This is a genomic window from Mastigocoleus sp. MO_188.B34 (assembly GCF_030065675.1).
Classification (GTDB): domain Bacteria; phylum Cyanobacteriota; class Cyanobacteriia; order Cyanobacteriales; family Nostocaceae; genus Mastigocoleus.
The window spans coordinates 15414-32523 of sequence record NZ_JASJDK010000032.1 but is presented as its reverse complement, the minus strand read 5'-3'; the positions used below and the strand labels follow the sequence as shown (position 1 = coordinate 32523).

12 protein-coding genes are annotated in these 17110 nt (G+C 36.4%); 6 read left to right on the top strand and 6 right to left on the bottom strand.

Going from position 1 to position 17110, the window contains the following annotated elements; translation table 11 throughout:
- Positions 1-45: 45 nt before the first annotated feature.
- The 3 genes from QNJ50_RS10380 to QNJ50_RS10370 form a co-directional block, all read right to left on the bottom strand.
- Positions 46-1182 carry a WD40 repeat domain-containing protein gene (locus QNJ50_RS10380; protein ID WP_300634974.1) on the bottom strand — a complete coding sequence of 379 codons (1137 nt, stop codon included), beginning with the start codon at positions 1180-1182 and terminating at the stop codon, positions 46-48.
- A gap of 183 nt (positions 1183-1365) precedes the next feature.
- Positions 1366-1662, bottom strand: a complete 297-nt coding sequence (locus QNJ50_RS10375) for a hypothetical protein (RefSeq protein ID WP_300634972.1) — start codon at positions 1660-1662, stop codon at positions 1366-1368.
- Positions 1663-1938: 276 nt separating this feature from the next.
- Positions 1939-2112 (bottom strand): chlorophyll a/b-binding protein, encoded by a 174-nt coding sequence (locus QNJ50_RS10370; RefSeq protein ID WP_300634970.1) that lies wholly within the window; start codon positions 2110-2112, stop codon positions 1939-1941.
- A 369-nt stretch (positions 2113-2481) separates the two neighbouring features.
- On the opposite strand from QNJ50_RS10370, the gene ald reads away from it, so the two are divergent.
- The gene (ald, locus tag QNJ50_RS10365) at positions 2482-3573 is read left to right on the top strand and encodes an alanine dehydrogenase (protein ID WP_300634968.1); all 1092 of its coding nucleotides are present in this window, start codon (positions 2482-2484) and stop codon (positions 3571-3573) included.
- 204 nt (positions 3574-3777) lie between these two features.
- Positions 3778-4485 carry a M15 family metallopeptidase gene (locus tag QNJ50_RS10360; RefSeq protein ID WP_300634966.1) on the top strand — a complete coding sequence of 236 codons (708 nt, stop codon included), beginning with the start codon at positions 3778-3780 and terminating at the stop codon, positions 4483-4485.
- A 209-nt stretch (positions 4486-4694) separates the two neighbouring features.
- On the opposite strand, the gene QNJ50_RS10355 is transcribed toward QNJ50_RS10360, so the two are convergent.
- Entirely contained in the window at positions 4695-8492 is a 3798-nt protein-coding gene (locus QNJ50_RS10355; protein WP_300634964.1) for a GAF domain-containing protein, read from the bottom strand.
- A gap of 818 nt (positions 8493-9310) precedes the next feature.
- Here QNJ50_RS10355 and QNJ50_RS10350 point away from each other — a divergent pair.
- Positions 9311-10222 (top strand): glycosyltransferase family 2 protein, encoded by a 912-nt coding sequence (locus tag QNJ50_RS10350; protein ID WP_300634962.1) that lies wholly within the window; start codon positions 9311-9313, stop codon positions 10220-10222.
- Between the two features lie 130 nt (positions 10223-10352).
- Here QNJ50_RS10350 and QNJ50_RS10345 read toward each other — a convergent pair whose 3' ends face one another.
- Positions 10353-10889 carry a Spy/CpxP family protein refolding chaperone gene (locus QNJ50_RS10345; RefSeq protein WP_300634960.1) on the bottom strand — a complete coding sequence of 179 codons (537 nt, stop codon included), beginning with the start codon at positions 10887-10889 and terminating at the stop codon, positions 10353-10355.
- 291 nt (positions 10890-11180) lie between these two features.
- Between QNJ50_RS10345 and QNJ50_RS10340 the strand changes: the two genes are divergently transcribed.
- Both QNJ50_RS10340 and QNJ50_RS10335 read left to right on the top strand, forming a co-directional pair.
- The gene (locus QNJ50_RS10340; RefSeq protein ID WP_300634958.1) at positions 11181-12500 is read left to right on the top strand and encodes a sensor histidine kinase; all 1320 of its coding nucleotides are present in this window, start codon (positions 11181-11183) and stop codon (positions 12498-12500) included.
- Positions 12478-13107: a response regulator transcription factor gene (locus QNJ50_RS10335; RefSeq protein WP_300634956.1), complete on the top strand. Its 630-nt coding sequence runs from the start codon at positions 12478-12480 to the stop codon at positions 13105-13107. Before QNJ50_RS10340 ends, QNJ50_RS10335 begins: the two co-directional genes overlap by 23 nt.
- Positions 13108-13282: 175 nt before the next feature.
- Here the strand turns inward: QNJ50_RS10335 and QNJ50_RS10330 are convergent, their stop codons facing one another.
- A complete protein-coding gene (locus QNJ50_RS10330; RefSeq protein WP_300634955.1) occupies positions 13283-15709 on the bottom strand; it encodes a serine/threonine-protein kinase in 2427 nt (808 codons plus the stop codon).
- Positions 15710-16524: 815 nt separating this feature from the next.
- On the opposite strand from QNJ50_RS10330, the gene QNJ50_RS10325 reads away from it, so the two are divergent.
- Positions 16525-17049, top strand: a complete 525-nt coding sequence (locus QNJ50_RS10325) for an NYN domain-containing protein (RefSeq protein WP_027843026.1) — start codon at positions 16525-16527, stop codon at positions 17047-17049.
- Positions 17050-17110 lie beyond the last annotated feature (61 nt).

Below are 17110 nucleotides of genomic sequence, written 5' to 3'. Positions count from 1 at the left end.
ATTGAAGTCATTAATTGAGTTTATTGATGATTTAAATTAACTGATCTATTGAAACTGCCAAACTTTTACTTCTTTATCAAAACTTCCACTAGCAAGCATTTTTCCATCTGGACTCCAAGCTATTGCACTTATCCAGTCAGAATGTCCGCGAAGTTTGTGAAGTAATTTACCTGTTTTCAAATCCCACAACATAATTCCGTCTTGAAGAGCACTCGCCATTATATTTCCTGTAGGGTCAATGGCTATTGCGTTAATTCTACTTGTATGTTCTTGAAAAGTACGAGTTAATTTACCAGTCTTGGTGTCCCATAGTTTAATTGTACGATTATTGCCACTAGCACTAACTAGGGTACTAATACCATCAGGGGATCCTTCCCCAGGAGCAAATGCAACAGAAGTAACCGAGCGAGAATGGGCGACAAAAGTACGAATTAATTTACCACTTTTTAAATCCCATAATTGAATTTCTCCGCGATCGTCACCACTAGCTAAGGTTTGATTATTTGGACTAATAGCAACAGCGTACGTGGGGTTACCAAATCTTGTTAATGTTCCCAAGGGACGTTTTTGTAATAAATCCCACATTTTAATTCCATCTAAAGCACCGCTAACTAAAATTTTGCTGTTGGAAGATACTGCAAGGGAAAGAATATTACTTGTATGTCCGACAAAGGAACGGGTAAATTTCAGGTTATTAAGACTCCAAAGATTAATAGTGTTATCGCTACTAGAACTAACCAGAGTGTTACCATCAGGCGAAACTAGCAAGGATAATACCGCAGTTTGATGAGCTTTGCGAATGATCCCCATTCGTTTACCTTTTTTCAAATTCCATATACGGATTACACCATCATTTTCTGCTCCACCACTAACTAACATCTTTCCTTTAGGACCAAATGCTAAGGATTTTATAGTACCTGTATGTCCTTTTAAGGTGTAAAGTAATTTAGGCTGGGCTAAGTTAGATTCAATATACTTAGGTTTTGCTAAAGACCTGCGCAACTTGAGCAATAATTCAGGTGTAACATTTGCAGAACTTACAGGTAGTACTTCTCCAAAAAAGAATAATCCGGTACAACCAATAAAACTAATAACGCCTAAATACCTAGTAAATGAGTGCTTAAAAAATTTTTTTCTTAAAGGTTGAATACTTCGAGCAACTTTAATGTAATGCTTATTCATATAAATGATAGGCTTGATGTCTGTTTAATATCAACACCATGTCAAATAAAAACAAAAAACTCGCCTTACCTGCATAATGCTGACAAGAAAGGCGATACACCTATCATTCCCACTTTGGGATATCAAATATCAAATTAAATATCAAACATCAAATATTAAATATCTAATTCTCAAATATCTAATTTACTGTGGTGGTTTTTTCTTCGCAATACTCAGCATCGGTAAAGCAGAGCTTGATGATTGCGCTGGTAAATAATACTCTTGGGTTTGGGGTTCTTCCGGTACAGGAGGACGCTGTTGCATTCGCCACAACTTAAATGTTAGAGCAACACCCAACGCCCCTAAACCAAAAGCAAACAAAGACCAGCTATCATCAAATCCACCAATTACGGCATCCACAATGCCAATAGTCATAAATATGCTTATCAGAGGTTCTTTTCGGTAGGCTGATTTTAAAACTCGAGGTAATACAGCATTCATCACAGCTTATTTGTTTTTTTGTTCACTTTGTGTGCAAACTTACTGAGTATAACTCACCCGCTCGACAGTGCTTTTAATGAGAGTCTATATACTATTATAAATTTTCTTCACCATGAGAGTGTAATTCTCCGGACAACTGGTGAAGTCAACATTATAAAGATAGATATCTGGAATACAGGCAAACTAGATATTTGCCTGCATCACAGTCATCAATCTAACCAACTTGTTAACTTAGCTACCTTGAATTATTCGAGAATGAATTCATTTGGTATTAATTTACTGAAGACCAAGCCAAGTTAAAACACCTTTGTCGGTGAAATACTCAATTGCAATCATAATCAAAAAGCCAATCATTGCTGCACGACCATTTAAGCGCTCAGCATACTCATTAAAACCAAATTTTGGTTCTTCTAGTCTTGGTGTAACGCTAGGCTGTGTATCTGAAACCATTATTTCCTCCTTTTTGGTACCACTACAATATTCTTTTTGCAAGCTAAGAAAGACAATTTTAATTTTTTAATTAATTCAATTTGTTAATTAAATTTAAGAAAAATTGCAATCTCCTGGGTACTAGTATCTCTCATAGCACAGCCAGAAGTCTTAACAAAAAGTAAATAATATTTATATTTTGAAAAATTTAAACGGGGTCGTCAAGCACGAAAATTCAAAATTGGTGGTGAAGATAATTATATACGGGATAGAAAAAACAAAAAATTACCCATTAAAAATTATCTTGTTGGCTATTTTGAATACGGTAATTATCCCGACAAGAGTGACAAACTAAACTTAAGAAAAATAAACTTAGAGGCAGGCAAATATATGGAAATTGGTGTTCCCAAGGAAACTAAAGACCAAGAGTTTCGAGTTGGGGTGAGTCCCTCCAGTGTTAGGGCACTTAAAGAAAAAGGTCACACCATATTTGTTGAATCATCAGCAGGTATTGGTGCAGGTTTTATGGACAATGACTACGTAGACGCTGGTGCTAAAATTGTCCCAAATCCAGAGCAAGCATGGAATAGGGAGCTTGTTGTCAAGGTTAAAGAACCGTTGGTTCCAGAATATAAATTTCTTCAAAAAGGTCAAATATTATTTACGTATTTACATTTAGCTGCTGACCGGAAACTAACCGAGCATTTAATTGACTGTGGAGTTAGCGCGATCGCCTATGAAACGGTAGAACAATCAGGTAGCAATAAATTACCTTTGCTAGCTCCAATGAGTATTATTGCCGGTCGCCTATCAGTACAATTTGGGGCGCGATTCCTAGAAAAGCAGCAAGGTGGTAGAGGTGTGCTTTTGGGTGGAGTCCCCGGAGTCAAACAAGGAAAAGTGACAATTTTAGGCGGTGGTGTTGTTGGAACAGAAGCTGCAAAAATTGCCGTTGGGATGGGTGCTTCTGTTGAAATTATTGATATTAATGTTGAGCGTCTTTCATACCTAGAAACTTTATTTGGTTCTAGGGTAGGACTAATTTATAGCAATTCGAGCAATATTGAGGCTGCTGTTAGGGAAACAGACTTACTAATTGGTGCTGTGTTGGTACCTGGAAAAAGAGCTCCAATATTAGTATCCCGCGAACTCGTGCAAAAAATGCGTCCTGGTTCTGTAATTGTGGATGTTGCTGTAGACCAAGGTGGATGTATCGAAACTTTACACCCAACATCCCATACTAAACCCATATATCTGGAAGAAGAAGTGGTACATTATGGAGTACCCAATATGCCAGGGGCGGTACCTTGGACTGCAACTCAAGCATTAAATAATAGTACATTGCCTTATATTCTCCAATTAGCAAATTCGGGGATGAAAGCTTTGGATCGTAATCCTGCATTAGCCAAAGGCTTAAACGTAAGTAATTTCCGCCTGGTACATCCAGCTGTAGGGGAAGTATTCCCCGATCTCGTAAGTTAGTTCCAGTAAGCCTATGGGTTAGGACATTATATTTTGCCAAGAAGGGAACACGGAATAAAAAATGTCCTAACCTAAAACTGCAGCGCCAGTCACCAAATTAAAAACCCATTTGTAAATTTAACAATACGTATATCTCTAAATCAAAGTGTATTCTTAGTTAGAAAAACTAATATCTCAGAGATTGTTAGAGTTATTTTTCTTCACATGAGACCATATCATAAAATTCCTATCGTTGAATCTAATGAACCTTTGATTGAGATTCCCTTAGAAAAATTTGCATTGGAGTCTCCCCATCCTTATATAAAGTTAGGTGCACCCTACGGAGAATATTCCCCCTATTTTTTAAGAAAAAGTGTTGTTGAAAGGCTAATAACTGCACAAAATCATCTTTGCCAATTATTTCCAGAGTGGCGCATTCAGATATTTGATGCTTATCGTCCTGTAGCGGTGCAGGAATTTATGGTCAACTATAGTTTCAAGCAAGCTTTGCAAGAACGAAAACTGGAAGAAAGCGAACTTTCAAGTATCCAAGTTCAAGCATTGTGGGAAGAAGTATACAAAATTTGGGCAACACCTAGCCTTGACAAGAATACACCTCCTCCCCATTCCACAGGTGCTGCAGTGGATGTCACTTTAGTAAATGAACGCGGACAAATAATTAATATGGGCTCACCCATCGATGAACTTTCCGACCGATCGCTTCCTGATTACTATGCTTTGGGTGATGATTCGCAATCGCAAGACTATCATGCCAAACGAAAACTATTGTGTAGCATCATGGAAAAAGCAGGATTTTGCCGTAATCCCAGAGAATGGTGGCATTTTTCCTTTGGCGACCAAATGTGGGCTTGGTTAAATAATCAAGTAAATTCTGGGAAAAATTTTATCGCCTGCTATGGTCGAGTTGTTTGATAGCGAAGCAACGGGCATATTGGTTGGGATATTTTTTTTAGAATAAAAGGGAACGGGGAACAGGAAACAGGGAACAGGGAAAAGGGAACAGGGAACAGAACAAAGAGTTTTCTTGAGAATTGTAGCGATTGCAATCGTACAAATAATTTACACAAAATCAACTTACACAAATCCCCAATTCCCAATTCCCAACCCCTCAAGGTTTACTATCAATGATTCAAACTATTTAACCTTTTGATAGGAATCACAATCCAAAATTCACTACCTTTATCGGGTTCAGAAAAACATCTAAATTGACCGCCATGTTTTTCAACAACAATCTGATAACTAATGGATAAACCCAAACCAGTACCTTTACCTATTTCCTTTGTTGTAAAAAATGGTTCAAAAATACGAGATTGCAATTCATCCGGAATTCCATAACCATTATCCACAATTCTAATTAGGATACTATTTCCATCTATAACTTCTGTACGGATAGTAATTTTAGGTTGTTTGGGTTTACGATTATTAGTCGCAACTAACATCGCTTCTATGGCGTCCATAGCATTGCTGAGGATATTTGTAAATACCTGGTTTAGTTGAGCGCCATTACACTCCACTAAGGGCAGATTGCCATATTCCTTAAAGATCTCAATTTCAGGCGCGTTGATACTAGGTTTGAGCCGATGTTGCAAAATCAATAACGTGCTGTCAATACCATCATGGATATTAAAGGCTTTCATTCCTTCTTCATCCAATCGTGAAAAAGTACGTAAGGACTGCACCAAAGAGAAAATCCGCCCCGTACCTATTTTCATTGAGTCAGTAATTTTGGGTAGGTCTTCGATCAGATGATTCAAATCAATTGCAGATGCTTGTTCTTGAATATGTGATTCTGGATGAGGATAAGCACTTCGATAAAGGTTGAGCAAATTGAGCAAGTCGCACACATAATTATCTATATGGGCAATGTTTCCGTGAATAAAATTAATTGGGTTGTTAATCTCATGGGCGACTCCAGCAACTAACTGACCCAAGCCTGCCATTTTTTCGCTATGAATTAACTGAGTTTGAGCGCGCTGTAACTCTTTAATTGTTTGGCTGAGTTCTTCTTTTTGCTGTTGGGTCTGCTCGAGTAATTCTGCTTGCTGGATACCTATTCCTAACTGTGTAGAAACTTGAAGCAATAAGTCTATCTCATCTTGTTGCCAATCACGGGGTCCAGTATTTTGGTATGCTCCGAGTAATCCCCAAAGTTTTTCACCTTGGAAAATCGGTACGATCATATACGCTCTTGCCTGCATCTGCTCGATTAAAGCAATATGGCAAACAGAATAATTTGTGCTGTAAATGTCATTGACAACCAGAATCTTACCCTTGGCATATTCGCCTCCCTGATTATCTTGCAAAAAGCGATCGGCAATTACAGGTATAATTTCCCGTACTGGCTTCCAAGCAGGAGCTACTGATTCAGCAACAAATTCCCCACTCCAATCGGGGTAGAAGCGATAAATTGCCACTCTATCTACTTCTAAAAGTCTTTGGCTCTCTTGAGTACTATTGGCAAAAATGGTATTTATATCAAGGGTTTGGCGGATTTTTTCTACCGTTGTTGCTAGTGCTCGTTCTCGCTGTGCCGCTTTACGTTCTCTTTCCGCTGCTTGAGCTAGTTGTTCTGCTTGTTCTTGTACCTGTATTAATGCTTCTGCTTGCTGTAATGCTACCCCCAATTGTACGCCTACTTGTGCGAGCAAACTAAGTTCTTCATCTTGCCAGTAACGCGGTTGGGAATTTTGGTAAGCAACTAATAATCCCCACAGCTTTTCACCTTGGGAAATCGGGACAAATACTTCATTACGTGGATATTTACCAGCTTTCGTAGTTTGCAACAATAAACGTTCGGTTACTGGTTGCGGCTTAGTTGCAGGCATCCAGCCATCAACTATGGAATCTGCGACAAATTCACCACTACCATCGAGGTAAAAGCGATAGATTGCTACTCGCTCTACGTCTAATAATTGACGTACTTCTTTGGTGGTAGCTTTAAAAATGGTGTCAATATCGAGGGTCTGGCGAATTTTCTCTACGGTTGTTTTGAGCGCTCTTTGCCGTTCGGCTGCTTTTGATAGCTCTGCTGCTTGATGCTTTAATTTTTGTAAGTATTCTGCTTGTTGTAAAGCTACACCTAACTGAGTACTAACTTGGTTAAGGAAGTAGACTTCTTCAGAGTGCCATTCGCGAGGTCCGGAGTTTTGATAAACTGCAAGCAATCCCCAAAGTTTCTGACTGTGATAAATCGCAACAATAATGTAAGCCCTGGCTTGAAATAATTCTAAGCTTTTGATGTAACACTCTTTAAAATCAGCCTTATAGATGTCATTGCAAATACGAAATAGTTCGCCCTTCGCAAAACTTCCTCCTGCCGTATCTTGTAAATAAGTATCTACCATCGGGGGCTTAGCAAATATTTTGACGCTACATTCACTAATATCGGCAAGCAAGTCCGAAAGTTGTGATTGTTCCTGTATCAAACAATTCCAACCATCTGCTACTGATTCAGATACAAATTCACCACTCCAATCAGCATTGAAACGATAAATAGCTACTCGATCAACATTAAGCAGCTGTCTGAGTTCAGAGGTGGTCGTCCGAAAAATGGTTTCGAGGTCGAGAGACTGACGAATTTTTTCAACAGTGATAGCTATATTTTTCTGCCATCTTGCTGTTCTGTCCCGTTCTATTGCTTGTGCTAATTGTGCTGATTGGGCTTTTACTTGTTCGAGGTAATCTGCTTGTTGTAATGCAACGCCCAAGTGTTCGGCAATTTGTTGCACAAATTCAATTTCAAAGTCTTCCCAGTCTCTGGGACTACTGCAATTATGAATGCATAGCAAACCCCATAAATTATCACCTTTCATTAAAGGTGCAACCACATTGGCACGTACTTGGAATCTTTCCAAAATTTGAATGTGGCAATTATTAACGCCAGCTTCATATATATCAGATATTGCTCTGATTCGACCTTCCTGATATAGCCCTGCAAATTCGGCAGCAAAGCAGGTATCCCGTAATTTGATAGATAATGCCGAAGACCACTGCGATCTCACATCTTCATAAATAAATTCTCCTTCCCAGTCCAAGTTTGGCTCGAAGCGAAATACTCCAACTCGGTCTGTCTTAAGTAGTTGACGAACTTCAGTTACCGTTATTTTAAAAATATTATCTAGATCTAAAGACTTACGAATTCGGGAAATCACCCCATTTAATGCTTTTTGTAAATCTACATGAAGTCTTGCATGTCTGAATAATTCAATATGTTGCAACGCAACACCTAAATGCTCTGCAATTAAGCTAACAAATTCAATTTCAGATTCTTGCCAGTTACGAGGAGCGCGACATTGGTGAATGCACAATAATCCCCAGAGTTGATCTCCTTTGAGTAAGGGTGCAACAACATTGGCACGGATCTGAAATTTTTCTAAAACATCGATATAACATTGCTTGTAATCACCTTGATAAATATCAGCAATTGCATTGACTCTTCCCTGCTTGTACAGTTCGGCATATCGAAGGCTAAAACACCGATCAGAAACTTTTTCTCCCGTTCCTGATTTCCATTTTTCTCCTACATTTTCATAAATAAATTCTCCTTCCCAATCTTTACCTGGATAAAATCTAAATACTCCAACACGATCTGCATTTAAAAGTTGTCTTACTTCAGTGACAGTTGTGTTGAAAATAGATTTTAAGTCTAAAGATTCTCGAATACGGGAAATAACTCTTGCTAAGGCTTTTTGTTTTTCAATTTGAGAAGAGGAATCAGTAATATCTAAATTATTTGTTAGTTTTTCTGTTTCTGTTTCTGTTTCTGCTATTGTTTTTATAATAGTTTGTTCTGTAATTGCCTGTTCTGTAATTGAAGGCTTTGATGTTGGGTTTTCTGAAACTGATGATTCTATATTTGAGTTTCCTTTAATTATTTTTATCGTATTTGAAGTATTTGTATCAAAATTATCTTGAGTCACTTTTATAGATGAATTTAAATTTATTATTTCTCTTTCATACCAATTAAGCAAGATTATGTAAACTTGAAGTTTATTTAACTTGTAAAATAAGGTTTTTTTTTAAGTTTGAGATAGCTGTTTGAGAGAATAATCGGGCTAGATGTATGATTATTGACAGCAATTTTAATAGCCCTCCCAAATAACATAACTCTAAATTATGTAAATAGTATAACTTAAATTTTATTTGAAAATATTTACAGTACAATTATTAGTAAATCATATGATTTATGGTTTTACCAATTGAAGACAGATATACTAGTTTGTTGGGTTATTTTTTTAAGAAATCATACTTTTATCACTCACATTTTTGTATGGTTGGTATTTTGTTTTATTTATAGCATTGCCTATTCTGAGGAATAACTGGGAGGTTGAATAGCAATAGCATCTTTTTATACTGAAGAGTTTTCATATAGTTTGTGATTTGATATCTTACTCTGGTAAACATACTCGGAGTATGTATAATAAATAATTATAGTTCTTCAGATAAAAATACTTTGATTCAGATATAACTGATAAATTTCAATAGTTGCAAACATGAAAGTTTATGTGAGTTTATATACTGAAATTATCTAATTTTGTGAAAGTAACCAAGAATATTCAAATGAAAATCGTTCTGGTTCTTTGAAGGTTATGTGCGAACTACCTGTAACGAGCTTATCTGTATTTAAACAGTTTCACTACGTTCAGTAAACATAAAATTTATTTTTTTACTAAATATAAATACACAAACGGAAATTATCTTGTATCATAAACAACATATTTTATGCGACATTGCTTTTATGAAATTACGTGATAGATCGCCTATACAAGCACAAGGGTATGAAATTGCTTACCCAGCTTTTTCAGTGGTTATACCTGCTTACAATAAAGAAAATATGATTTGTTTTACCCTAAATAGCCTTCGTGACTATTTAGATCGCACTAATTGTGAATATGAAATTATTGTAGTTAATGATGCTTCTAGTGATGGTACTGGCGATTTGTTGCGATCGCAATTAGATGTAAAAGTAATTGAACATCAGCGACACCTAGGCTATGGTGCAGCAGTTAAAACCGGAATCAGTCAAGCAAAGTATCCACTAATTGTGACAACTGATGCTGATGGGACTTATCCAAATGAAAAAATTCCCCAACTGGTCAGTTTAATGTTGCAAGCCGATATGGTTGCAACTGCTCGAGTTGGGATGAAAGACTCAAAATTTCGCCAAATTTCTAATTCGTGTTTAACCTATATTGCTGAATGGCTGACCATGTCTTCAATACCAGATTTAAATAGTTGCTTACGGGTCTTTCGTAAAGATGTAGTCGAACAATTTCTCAATACTATTCCCGACACAGGTAGTTTTAATACTACAACAGCTTTGGCAATGTTAAGTAATAACTATGTTGTGCACTACGAACCTATTTACTATCACTATAAGGTCAAAAAAGGTGAAATTAATCCGATACAAGATGCTTTAGAGTTCATGCAACTAATTATCTACATAGGAATTTACTTTGCACCTTTAAGATTTTTATTACCGATAGCAAGTGTATTATTTGGGGGTTTTATCCTAACTTTAATACAAGATATTATTAGCCACCAAAGCTTAAGGCAATTCACGCTCTTGTTATTTTTTAGTTCTATGCAGTTAGGAATTTTTGCATTCCTTGCGGATATGATAAGCAAAACCAATAAAGTTAAACAGTAATTCCACAGTTAAATACATTTATTAGCTTTGTATTAGCTGTGTTAATTTGAATAGTTATAAAGTATCGAAATTGCATTCGTAAATAAAAATTTAGAGACGTTGTGGTGTAACGCCTCTGAATATGTACATCCTAGTAACGTCTACCTTGCCAACGTTTGCGACGATTTTGCCAGCGTTGTTGTTTTAATTCAGCCATTTTACTACGTTGTTCGGGAGTAAGAACTTGGCGAATTTTGAGCATTGATTCAAATCGTTGATTTCCTAGTTCTTTTTTCAGATTTTGAATTTTTTCATGTTGTTGTCTGAGTTCGCGATCAGAAGATTTATTTTGTATCATCAGTTTACGCATTTCTTCTTTGGCTAGCCTCATTTCTTGACGCAAACTACTATTATTTTCTTTGGATTCTTGACGAATCGCTTTGATCCGTTCTTGCTGTTCGGTAGTTAGGTTGAGTTGCTGAAATATTTTCTTCATCCCTCCCTTACCACGTCGTCTCCTTTTGAAATTTGGAGCATCTGGTGAAGCTTGAGCAATTTTGCCAGAATATACAGATGTATTGCTCTGACTCACACTTGTGGATGAAATACTCAGCTGATTAGCAGTAACACTACCTGCTGGTAGAATAACTGAAGCTGCTAATAATACAGAAATTTGACGCCAATTCATATTAGATCCCTCGTAATAGTTAAAATACGATTTTGAATTTTACGGTTTTGAACTCTACTTTTTTGAACTTTATTCGCTTTGATTGCGAACAATTAAATCCTATAAAATATCTTATATAAACTGCATGAATCCCTAATCCTAAACTATGAGTTACCGAGGTACTATATTTATCTAGTACTTTTGGCCTATGAGGTGTAAATTATAGTAGGACGAGGGTTACTGTTGCTAAAAAATGATTTACTTTATAGTAATAAAGTTCAAACTATAGCTGCAGCTAGGTTATACTAGATTATGCAACGGTTGAGTTGGAAAAAACATCCGTTTCGTCTTTTATTTTATTTAGAATTAATATTACTAGGGATTGCTTTTCTGGCAGTATTTTCAAGATTACAAATTCCTAGAGAATATTTACCACCACCTCACTTATTAAGACCCCATCGGTTTCATCAACCACCAATAATTTTTACTCCTGGAATTTTAGTAAGTCTTGGAATTTTGGCTTTAATGGGACTGCGACTACCTTTTGGGTCGCGACTCATGCAATGGGTATACACCAGTGTGGGATTAGGTTTAAGTTGGCTGATTATTTTATGGGGAGGAAGAGGAGAAAGAGTTTTTCCTGCGTTGTTATTAGTTGTTGCAATCCGCGCTTGTTTAATGTTTCCTTGGAGCGGACGTATAGCCGTAGGAATATTTACTTATATTTCTTTTATCCTCATGCAGTTAATGTCAGTAATGCAGATTAGACCCTTTGGTGTATCCTTGGGTAGACCATTACCGCGAGTATTTCGGAGGATATCACCAGATTTAGCACAACAATTTCTGATTTACTGGAAACTCAATGCAGCAGTGCTTTTTGGTCTAGTCTTGATTTTTGTCATGCTTTTGGTGGGTACACTATTAGCACAAAAACAAAGTCGCGAAAAGCTCGCCATTGCGAATCAACGTTTGCGTGAATATGCTTTATTGATTGAAAATCAAGCTACTTTGCAGGAACGTAATCGGATAGCTCGGGAAATTCATGATTCTGTGGGTCATTCTCTAACAGCTCAAAGCATTCAGCTAGAGAATGTAGCAATGCAGATTAATGTAAATTTAGAACAGGCAAAGCAACACTTAGATAAAGCCAGACAACTAGGGAAAGAAGCATTACAAAATGTTCGTAACTCAGTTGCAACTTTAAGAAAAAACCCATTACAAGGTAAGTCACTCACAGATGCTTTAATAAATTTAATCCAAGACTTTGAAAGAACTACAGGAACCAAGGTTGTATCTGAAATATATTTACAATCTTCATTACCAGATGAAATATCAACAGCATTATATCGAGTAGTCCAAGAAGCACTAACTAATGTTTCCAAACATGGTTATGCCGAACGGGTAAGATTAGACTTAAGAGAAAGAATTACATATATATCTTTATTATTAGAAGATAACGGTCAAGGTTTTGACCCCAATGAAAATACTACTGGATTTGGACTCCGGGGAATGCGAGAAAGGGTTGAAACATTTGGAGGTCGTTTCCAACTTAGCAGTCAACCCAATCAAGGTTGTAAAATTCAGATTGAGATTCCACTATCAGTACAGCATGATCCGAGTTTTACTGGTTGACGACCAAAGTATTATCCGGGAAGGACTCTGTAGCCTTCTACAAGCGAAGCAAGACATTGAGGTGGTCGGCGAAGCTGAAAATGGTAAGCTGGCGATAGAGCAAGCATTGGTATTACAGCCAGATGTGGTACTTATGGATGTGCGAATGCCAATTATGGATGGAGTCGCAGCTATTCGTAATTTGCAGCAAAAAGCACCTAATATTAAAGTTTTAGTACTGACAACTTTTGATGATGATGATTACATTACCCAAGCAATGAAATTTGGTGCTAAGGGGTATTTACTCAAAGACACGCCATCTGAAGAACTGGCGCAGGCAATCAGGGCGGTGAATAAAGGTTACACTCAAATGGGACCTGGATTATTTGAAAAAGTTATAACTGCCACTTCCAGTGTAGAAATTCCACCAGAATTTGAGCAGTTAACACCTAGAGAAAAAGAAGTATTACAACTAATTGCCAAAGGACTCAATAACCGTGAAATTGCTGGCAAACTTTTTATCTCAGAACGTACAGTTAAAAATCATGTTAATAGTATTTTAAGTCGTTTAAATTTACGCGATCGCACTCAAGCAGCAATTTTTGCCAGCCGTTTACGCCAAGATTAGTTTGTAGGTAATAGGTAATAGGTAATTGATAACTGATAATATCATGTCCGCTTAATTGCTTGTGAAAAAATACTTTTGTTTGTAGTAGCGCTTTAGCGCCATAGTAAAGATATTAGCGCTCAAGCGCTACTACGAAACCTTATCGCAAGTGTTTTACCGGACATGTATAACTGATTCACTCATCAGTAGGGGACATAGAAGTTGAGTTTTGCTCGTCATCATCGGGTGGAATTACCCAAGGTGTAGTTGGAATATCGGTATCAGCTAAAGTAATGTTATCGGTTGGTAAGTGGTGATTGTAGTTTGTTTGTCTACCCATTCCTAACTTTGCGATCGCTGATAATACTTCTGATACTGACTGATATCGTCTTTTATAATCATTGAGCACCATTTTACTGATAATTTTTGCAAAAGCAGGACTAACATTCACCCGATCTGTCCATTTTAATTCTCCATAACCATCGGTTGGAATTTCGTGGGGAGCTTTACCTGTCAAAGCTTTGATGGCGATTGTACCAGCTGCATAAATGTCGCTATTGTACTGGGGACGTCCAAAACATTGCTCGCTAGGTGCATAACCTTTGGTACCAATACCAATGGTAAAAGATGTTTGCTCTAGCTCATCTTTTGATTGAGACGTTACATCTTTCACCGCACCAAAATCAATTAATACCAGTTTTCTATCTGATTCTCGACGGATAATATTACTAGGTTTAATATCGCGATGAATTACCTCATTTGCATGTACGAATTCCAATACTTGTAGTAAGTCTTTTAAAATATGGATTACTGTTCTTTCATCAAGAATTTTGCCTGATGGAATTTCTCGGCTTAGGGGATGACCCATGATATATTCTTGAACTAAATAAAATTCTTCTTCTTCTTCGAAGTAAGCTAACAGTTGAGGTATTTGATTGTGCTTACCTAATTTTTCCAGAGTTTTCGCTTCAGAATTAAATAGTCGTCTTGCGACTTCCAATTGAGCGGGTTTATCGTTTACTGGTTTTAATTGTTTAACAACACACAAGGGATTTCCAGGACGTTTGCAATCTTCAGCAATATAAGTTTCGCTAAATCCACCAGCGCCAAGAACTTTAACTATTCTGTATCTAGCATCTAAAATTTTACCTGAGATTTCCATCTGTCTTTGGTAGATCAAGTCTTTGAGGTCTTCTTGCTGACTCAAAATTTCCCGAACAACCTGACTTGTGGAATATCTCCGGAAAATATCCACTAGCTGGCTTTTTCGTATCAATTCTCTTGTTAGCTCTACTCCTAAGTAAGAAAAACCTATACCAATAATTCCTATTATTGGAACTGCTGTGGGAAAAATTAACTTACCATAAAAAAATAATGCGTAGGTTATTCCTCCCCAAGTTGTAGCAACTAGTATACTTACAAAAAATCTCTTTGTTCCTCGTTTAATTTTGGCAATAAATAAAGCTATTCCTCCCACTAAACATAAAGTGAATAAACCACGTCCTACATTACTTTCAATCCCTTGAGCAATCGCCTTTCCTTCCATCAAAGTCGCGATCGCGTTAGCATGAATTTCTACCCCAAACATTTTTGTTGAAGAGAATAAACTGTTTGAGACTGGTACGGGAAATTGCTTCGCAAGCTTACCTGTAGCTCCAATTAAAACTATCTTATCTTTAAATATTTTTCCCGCGTCGAAATTTGCATCCCAAAATTCCGGGTCAAATACTTCCCAAAATGATTTTCTCTCAAATGTTCCTGGAGGACCATAAAAATATATGCGATCGCCCAAGGGTTCGGGATAATTAATTTTTGCACCTCGTAACACTGCTCGATCAAATGAAGTTATATCAACGTCGAGTAAACCATCTTCTTTTAATTGTTGTTTTAGCAAACCATCTTCTTTTAATTGTTGTTTTACTGTTTCAACAAATGAGTAAGATAGTCTATGGATTTCACCGTCTTTCTCCTTAAGAAAATTTTCAATATTAACTGATGATTGATAATTCTGAAACTTAGATAAGGGTGTTATGATTCGATCTATCGTACCGTAAAGGAACTGACTGTCTTGATATAAAGTAGCCAAAGTTACCTTCGAGCCATGGCGTTTTAATGCAGAAGCCAGCTTTTGATCATCATTTGCTCCATAGCTACTAGCGCTATCAAAGACTATATGTAATGCGACATGACGAGCTCCAGCAGCAATCAACTTATCAATTACCTGAGCATATACTTCCCTTTTGTAAGGAAAGGATTTAAGTCCCTTTAAATGGCTATAGTTTTTAGGGTTAAGTAGATAACTTTCTCTTGGTAAAGAGATAGAATTATCATCAATCTCCAAAATTATAATTTCTTTGGGGGGAGTCTCCTTTTGGCGCAAAGTGTAAAAACTTGCATGAGCACGATTTTCTAAAGACTGAGAAATGGTCAAACTATTCCCAGAAAAGCTCAGGAACGCTGCACCAATAGTCCAAGCTACCGTAAGAAAATGTCCCAACTTACTCATAAACCGAGGTTGAATTGTCGATATTGGGTTAGTAATAGGCTTATCTGATTGATTTGCAGCTTGATTACTACCAGAGATATTTTCTTTGGTTAAGGTATATGTAGGTTCTTCTGCCATACCGCGATTCTCGAACGGTCTGCTAATGTTTTGTTGTTTTATTTACATTGCTTTCTAGTATAAACACCCTGATATTCTAATTTTAGATGATTATCTTATACAAATGAAAAAAAATTTGTATTATCTACTCCACATTGCTTATTTTTTTACCTAATTTTCTCAGAAAAATTTTGAAATACAGTATACCATGTTTCATCCAACACATTGATTATTTAGAAAATTTATGTACACAAAATATGCAGAGATGTCATCATCTTGGCAAAAAAATTAAAGGTAAGTCAGATAAGCTTCCCTGGATAGGTTTTGAACTTAAAATTTCCTAATTCATACCAAGGTAAGTCATTAAACTTCTAGTCGAAGTTAGGACAGGAAAATATTATGCTTTATGACTTGAATAAAACACTTACAAGTGAATGATACTCACTCAAAGTGGGAAAAATGAACTTATGTGGCAGTACGATCATCTCATGACAAAAAAGTGTAAATTCCACTCTGTTCCAAGAGAATACCGCTTTCAGAGTAAACTGGATTGAGGTATAGCATCTTAATGCTGTAATTAATCAGTTCTAACTGAAGAACCAAATTAGTCAATTTTGATTACAAGCTACTTTTTATGATTACTAAATGTGAAAAAGTATAAGCAGTTATGGGATACACAAAAATTGTTTGAGTTTTATTTTTACTTGCCCTTATGAATTATATCAAGGTTCTATATGACAATATATTTTATATATATTAGTAAATTAGCCATTTTATTATTGATATAATCTGTTGTTCAATCTAAATTGATTTAAATATTTTTAGGTGTATATATTATGGGTACCTCACACAACCGCCTGTCTATTTTTGTAGACGGGAATAATATGTTCTATGCTCAACAAAAGAATGGGTGGTTTTTTGACCCCCGAAGAGTTTTAGAATACTTTGCACACGAGCAACCAGGTACAACTTTAGTAAATGCATTCTGGTACACTGGCTTAAAAGACCCTCAGGATCAACGAGGTTTTCGAGATGCTCTTATTAGTCTGGGATATACAGTCCGAACTAAGATTCTTAAAGAATATTATGATGATGTCTCTGGTCGCTACTCACAAAAAGCAAATTTAGATATAGAAATAGTCGTAGATATGTTTAATACAGTAGACCAATACGACAGAGTAGTTTTGTTCAGCGGAGATGGTGATTTTGAAAGAGCTATTGAACTATTACGCTCAAAAAATACTCATATTACAGTAGTATCAACTGAGGGTATGATAGCAAGAGAATTACGTAATGCCACCGATAGATATATAGATATGAATGCTGTTAGAGAATCAATTGAGAAAGTAGAAGGTCAGTAATCTTAATAACTATTAACAAAAATAAAAAAGAACTTAAGGAATTAGGTATTTTAAGTAACAA

What these genes read in the sequence shown, in the direction of transcription:
- QNJ50_RS10380 (WP_300634974.1), bottom strand. Translation starts at nt 1,182, where the DNA reads ATGAATAAGCATTACATTAAAGTTGCTCGAAGTATTCAACCTTTAAGA.
- QNJ50_RS10375 (WP_300634972.1), bottom strand. Translation starts at nt 1,662, where the DNA reads ATGAATGCTGTATTACCTCGAGTTTTAAAATCAGCCTACCGAAAAGAA.
- QNJ50_RS10370 (WP_300634970.1), bottom strand. Translation starts at nt 2,112, where the DNA reads ATGGTTTCAGATACACAGCCTAGCGTTACACCAAGACTAGAAGAACCA.
- ald (WP_300634968.1), top strand. Translation starts at nt 2,482, where the DNA reads ATGGAAATTGGTGTTCCCAAGGAAACTAAAGACCAAGAGTTTCGAGTT.
- QNJ50_RS10360 (WP_300634966.1), top strand. Translation starts at nt 3,778, where the DNA reads ATGAGACCATATCATAAAATTCCTATCGTTGAATCTAATGAACCTTTG.
- QNJ50_RS10350 (WP_300634962.1), top strand. Translation starts at nt 9,311, where the DNA reads ATGAAATTACGTGATAGATCGCCTATACAAGCACAAGGGTATGAAATT.
- QNJ50_RS10345 (WP_300634960.1), bottom strand. Translation starts at nt 10,889, where the DNA reads ATGAATTGGCGTCAAATTTCTGTATTATTAGCAGCTTCAGTTATTCTA.
- QNJ50_RS10340 (WP_300634958.1), top strand. Translation starts at nt 11,181, where the DNA reads ATGCAACGGTTGAGTTGGAAAAAACATCCGTTTCGTCTTTTATTTTAT.
- QNJ50_RS10335 (WP_300634956.1), top strand. Translation starts at nt 12,478, where the DNA reads ATGATCCGAGTTTTACTGGTTGACGACCAAAGTATTATCCGGGAAGGA.
- QNJ50_RS10330 (WP_300634955.1), bottom strand. Translation starts at nt 15,709, where the DNA reads ATGGCAGAAGAACCTACATATACCTTAACCAAAGAAAATATCTCTGGT.
- QNJ50_RS10325 (WP_027843026.1), top strand. Translation starts at nt 16,525, where the DNA reads ATGGGTACCTCACACAACCGCCTGTCTATTTTTGTAGACGGGAATAAT.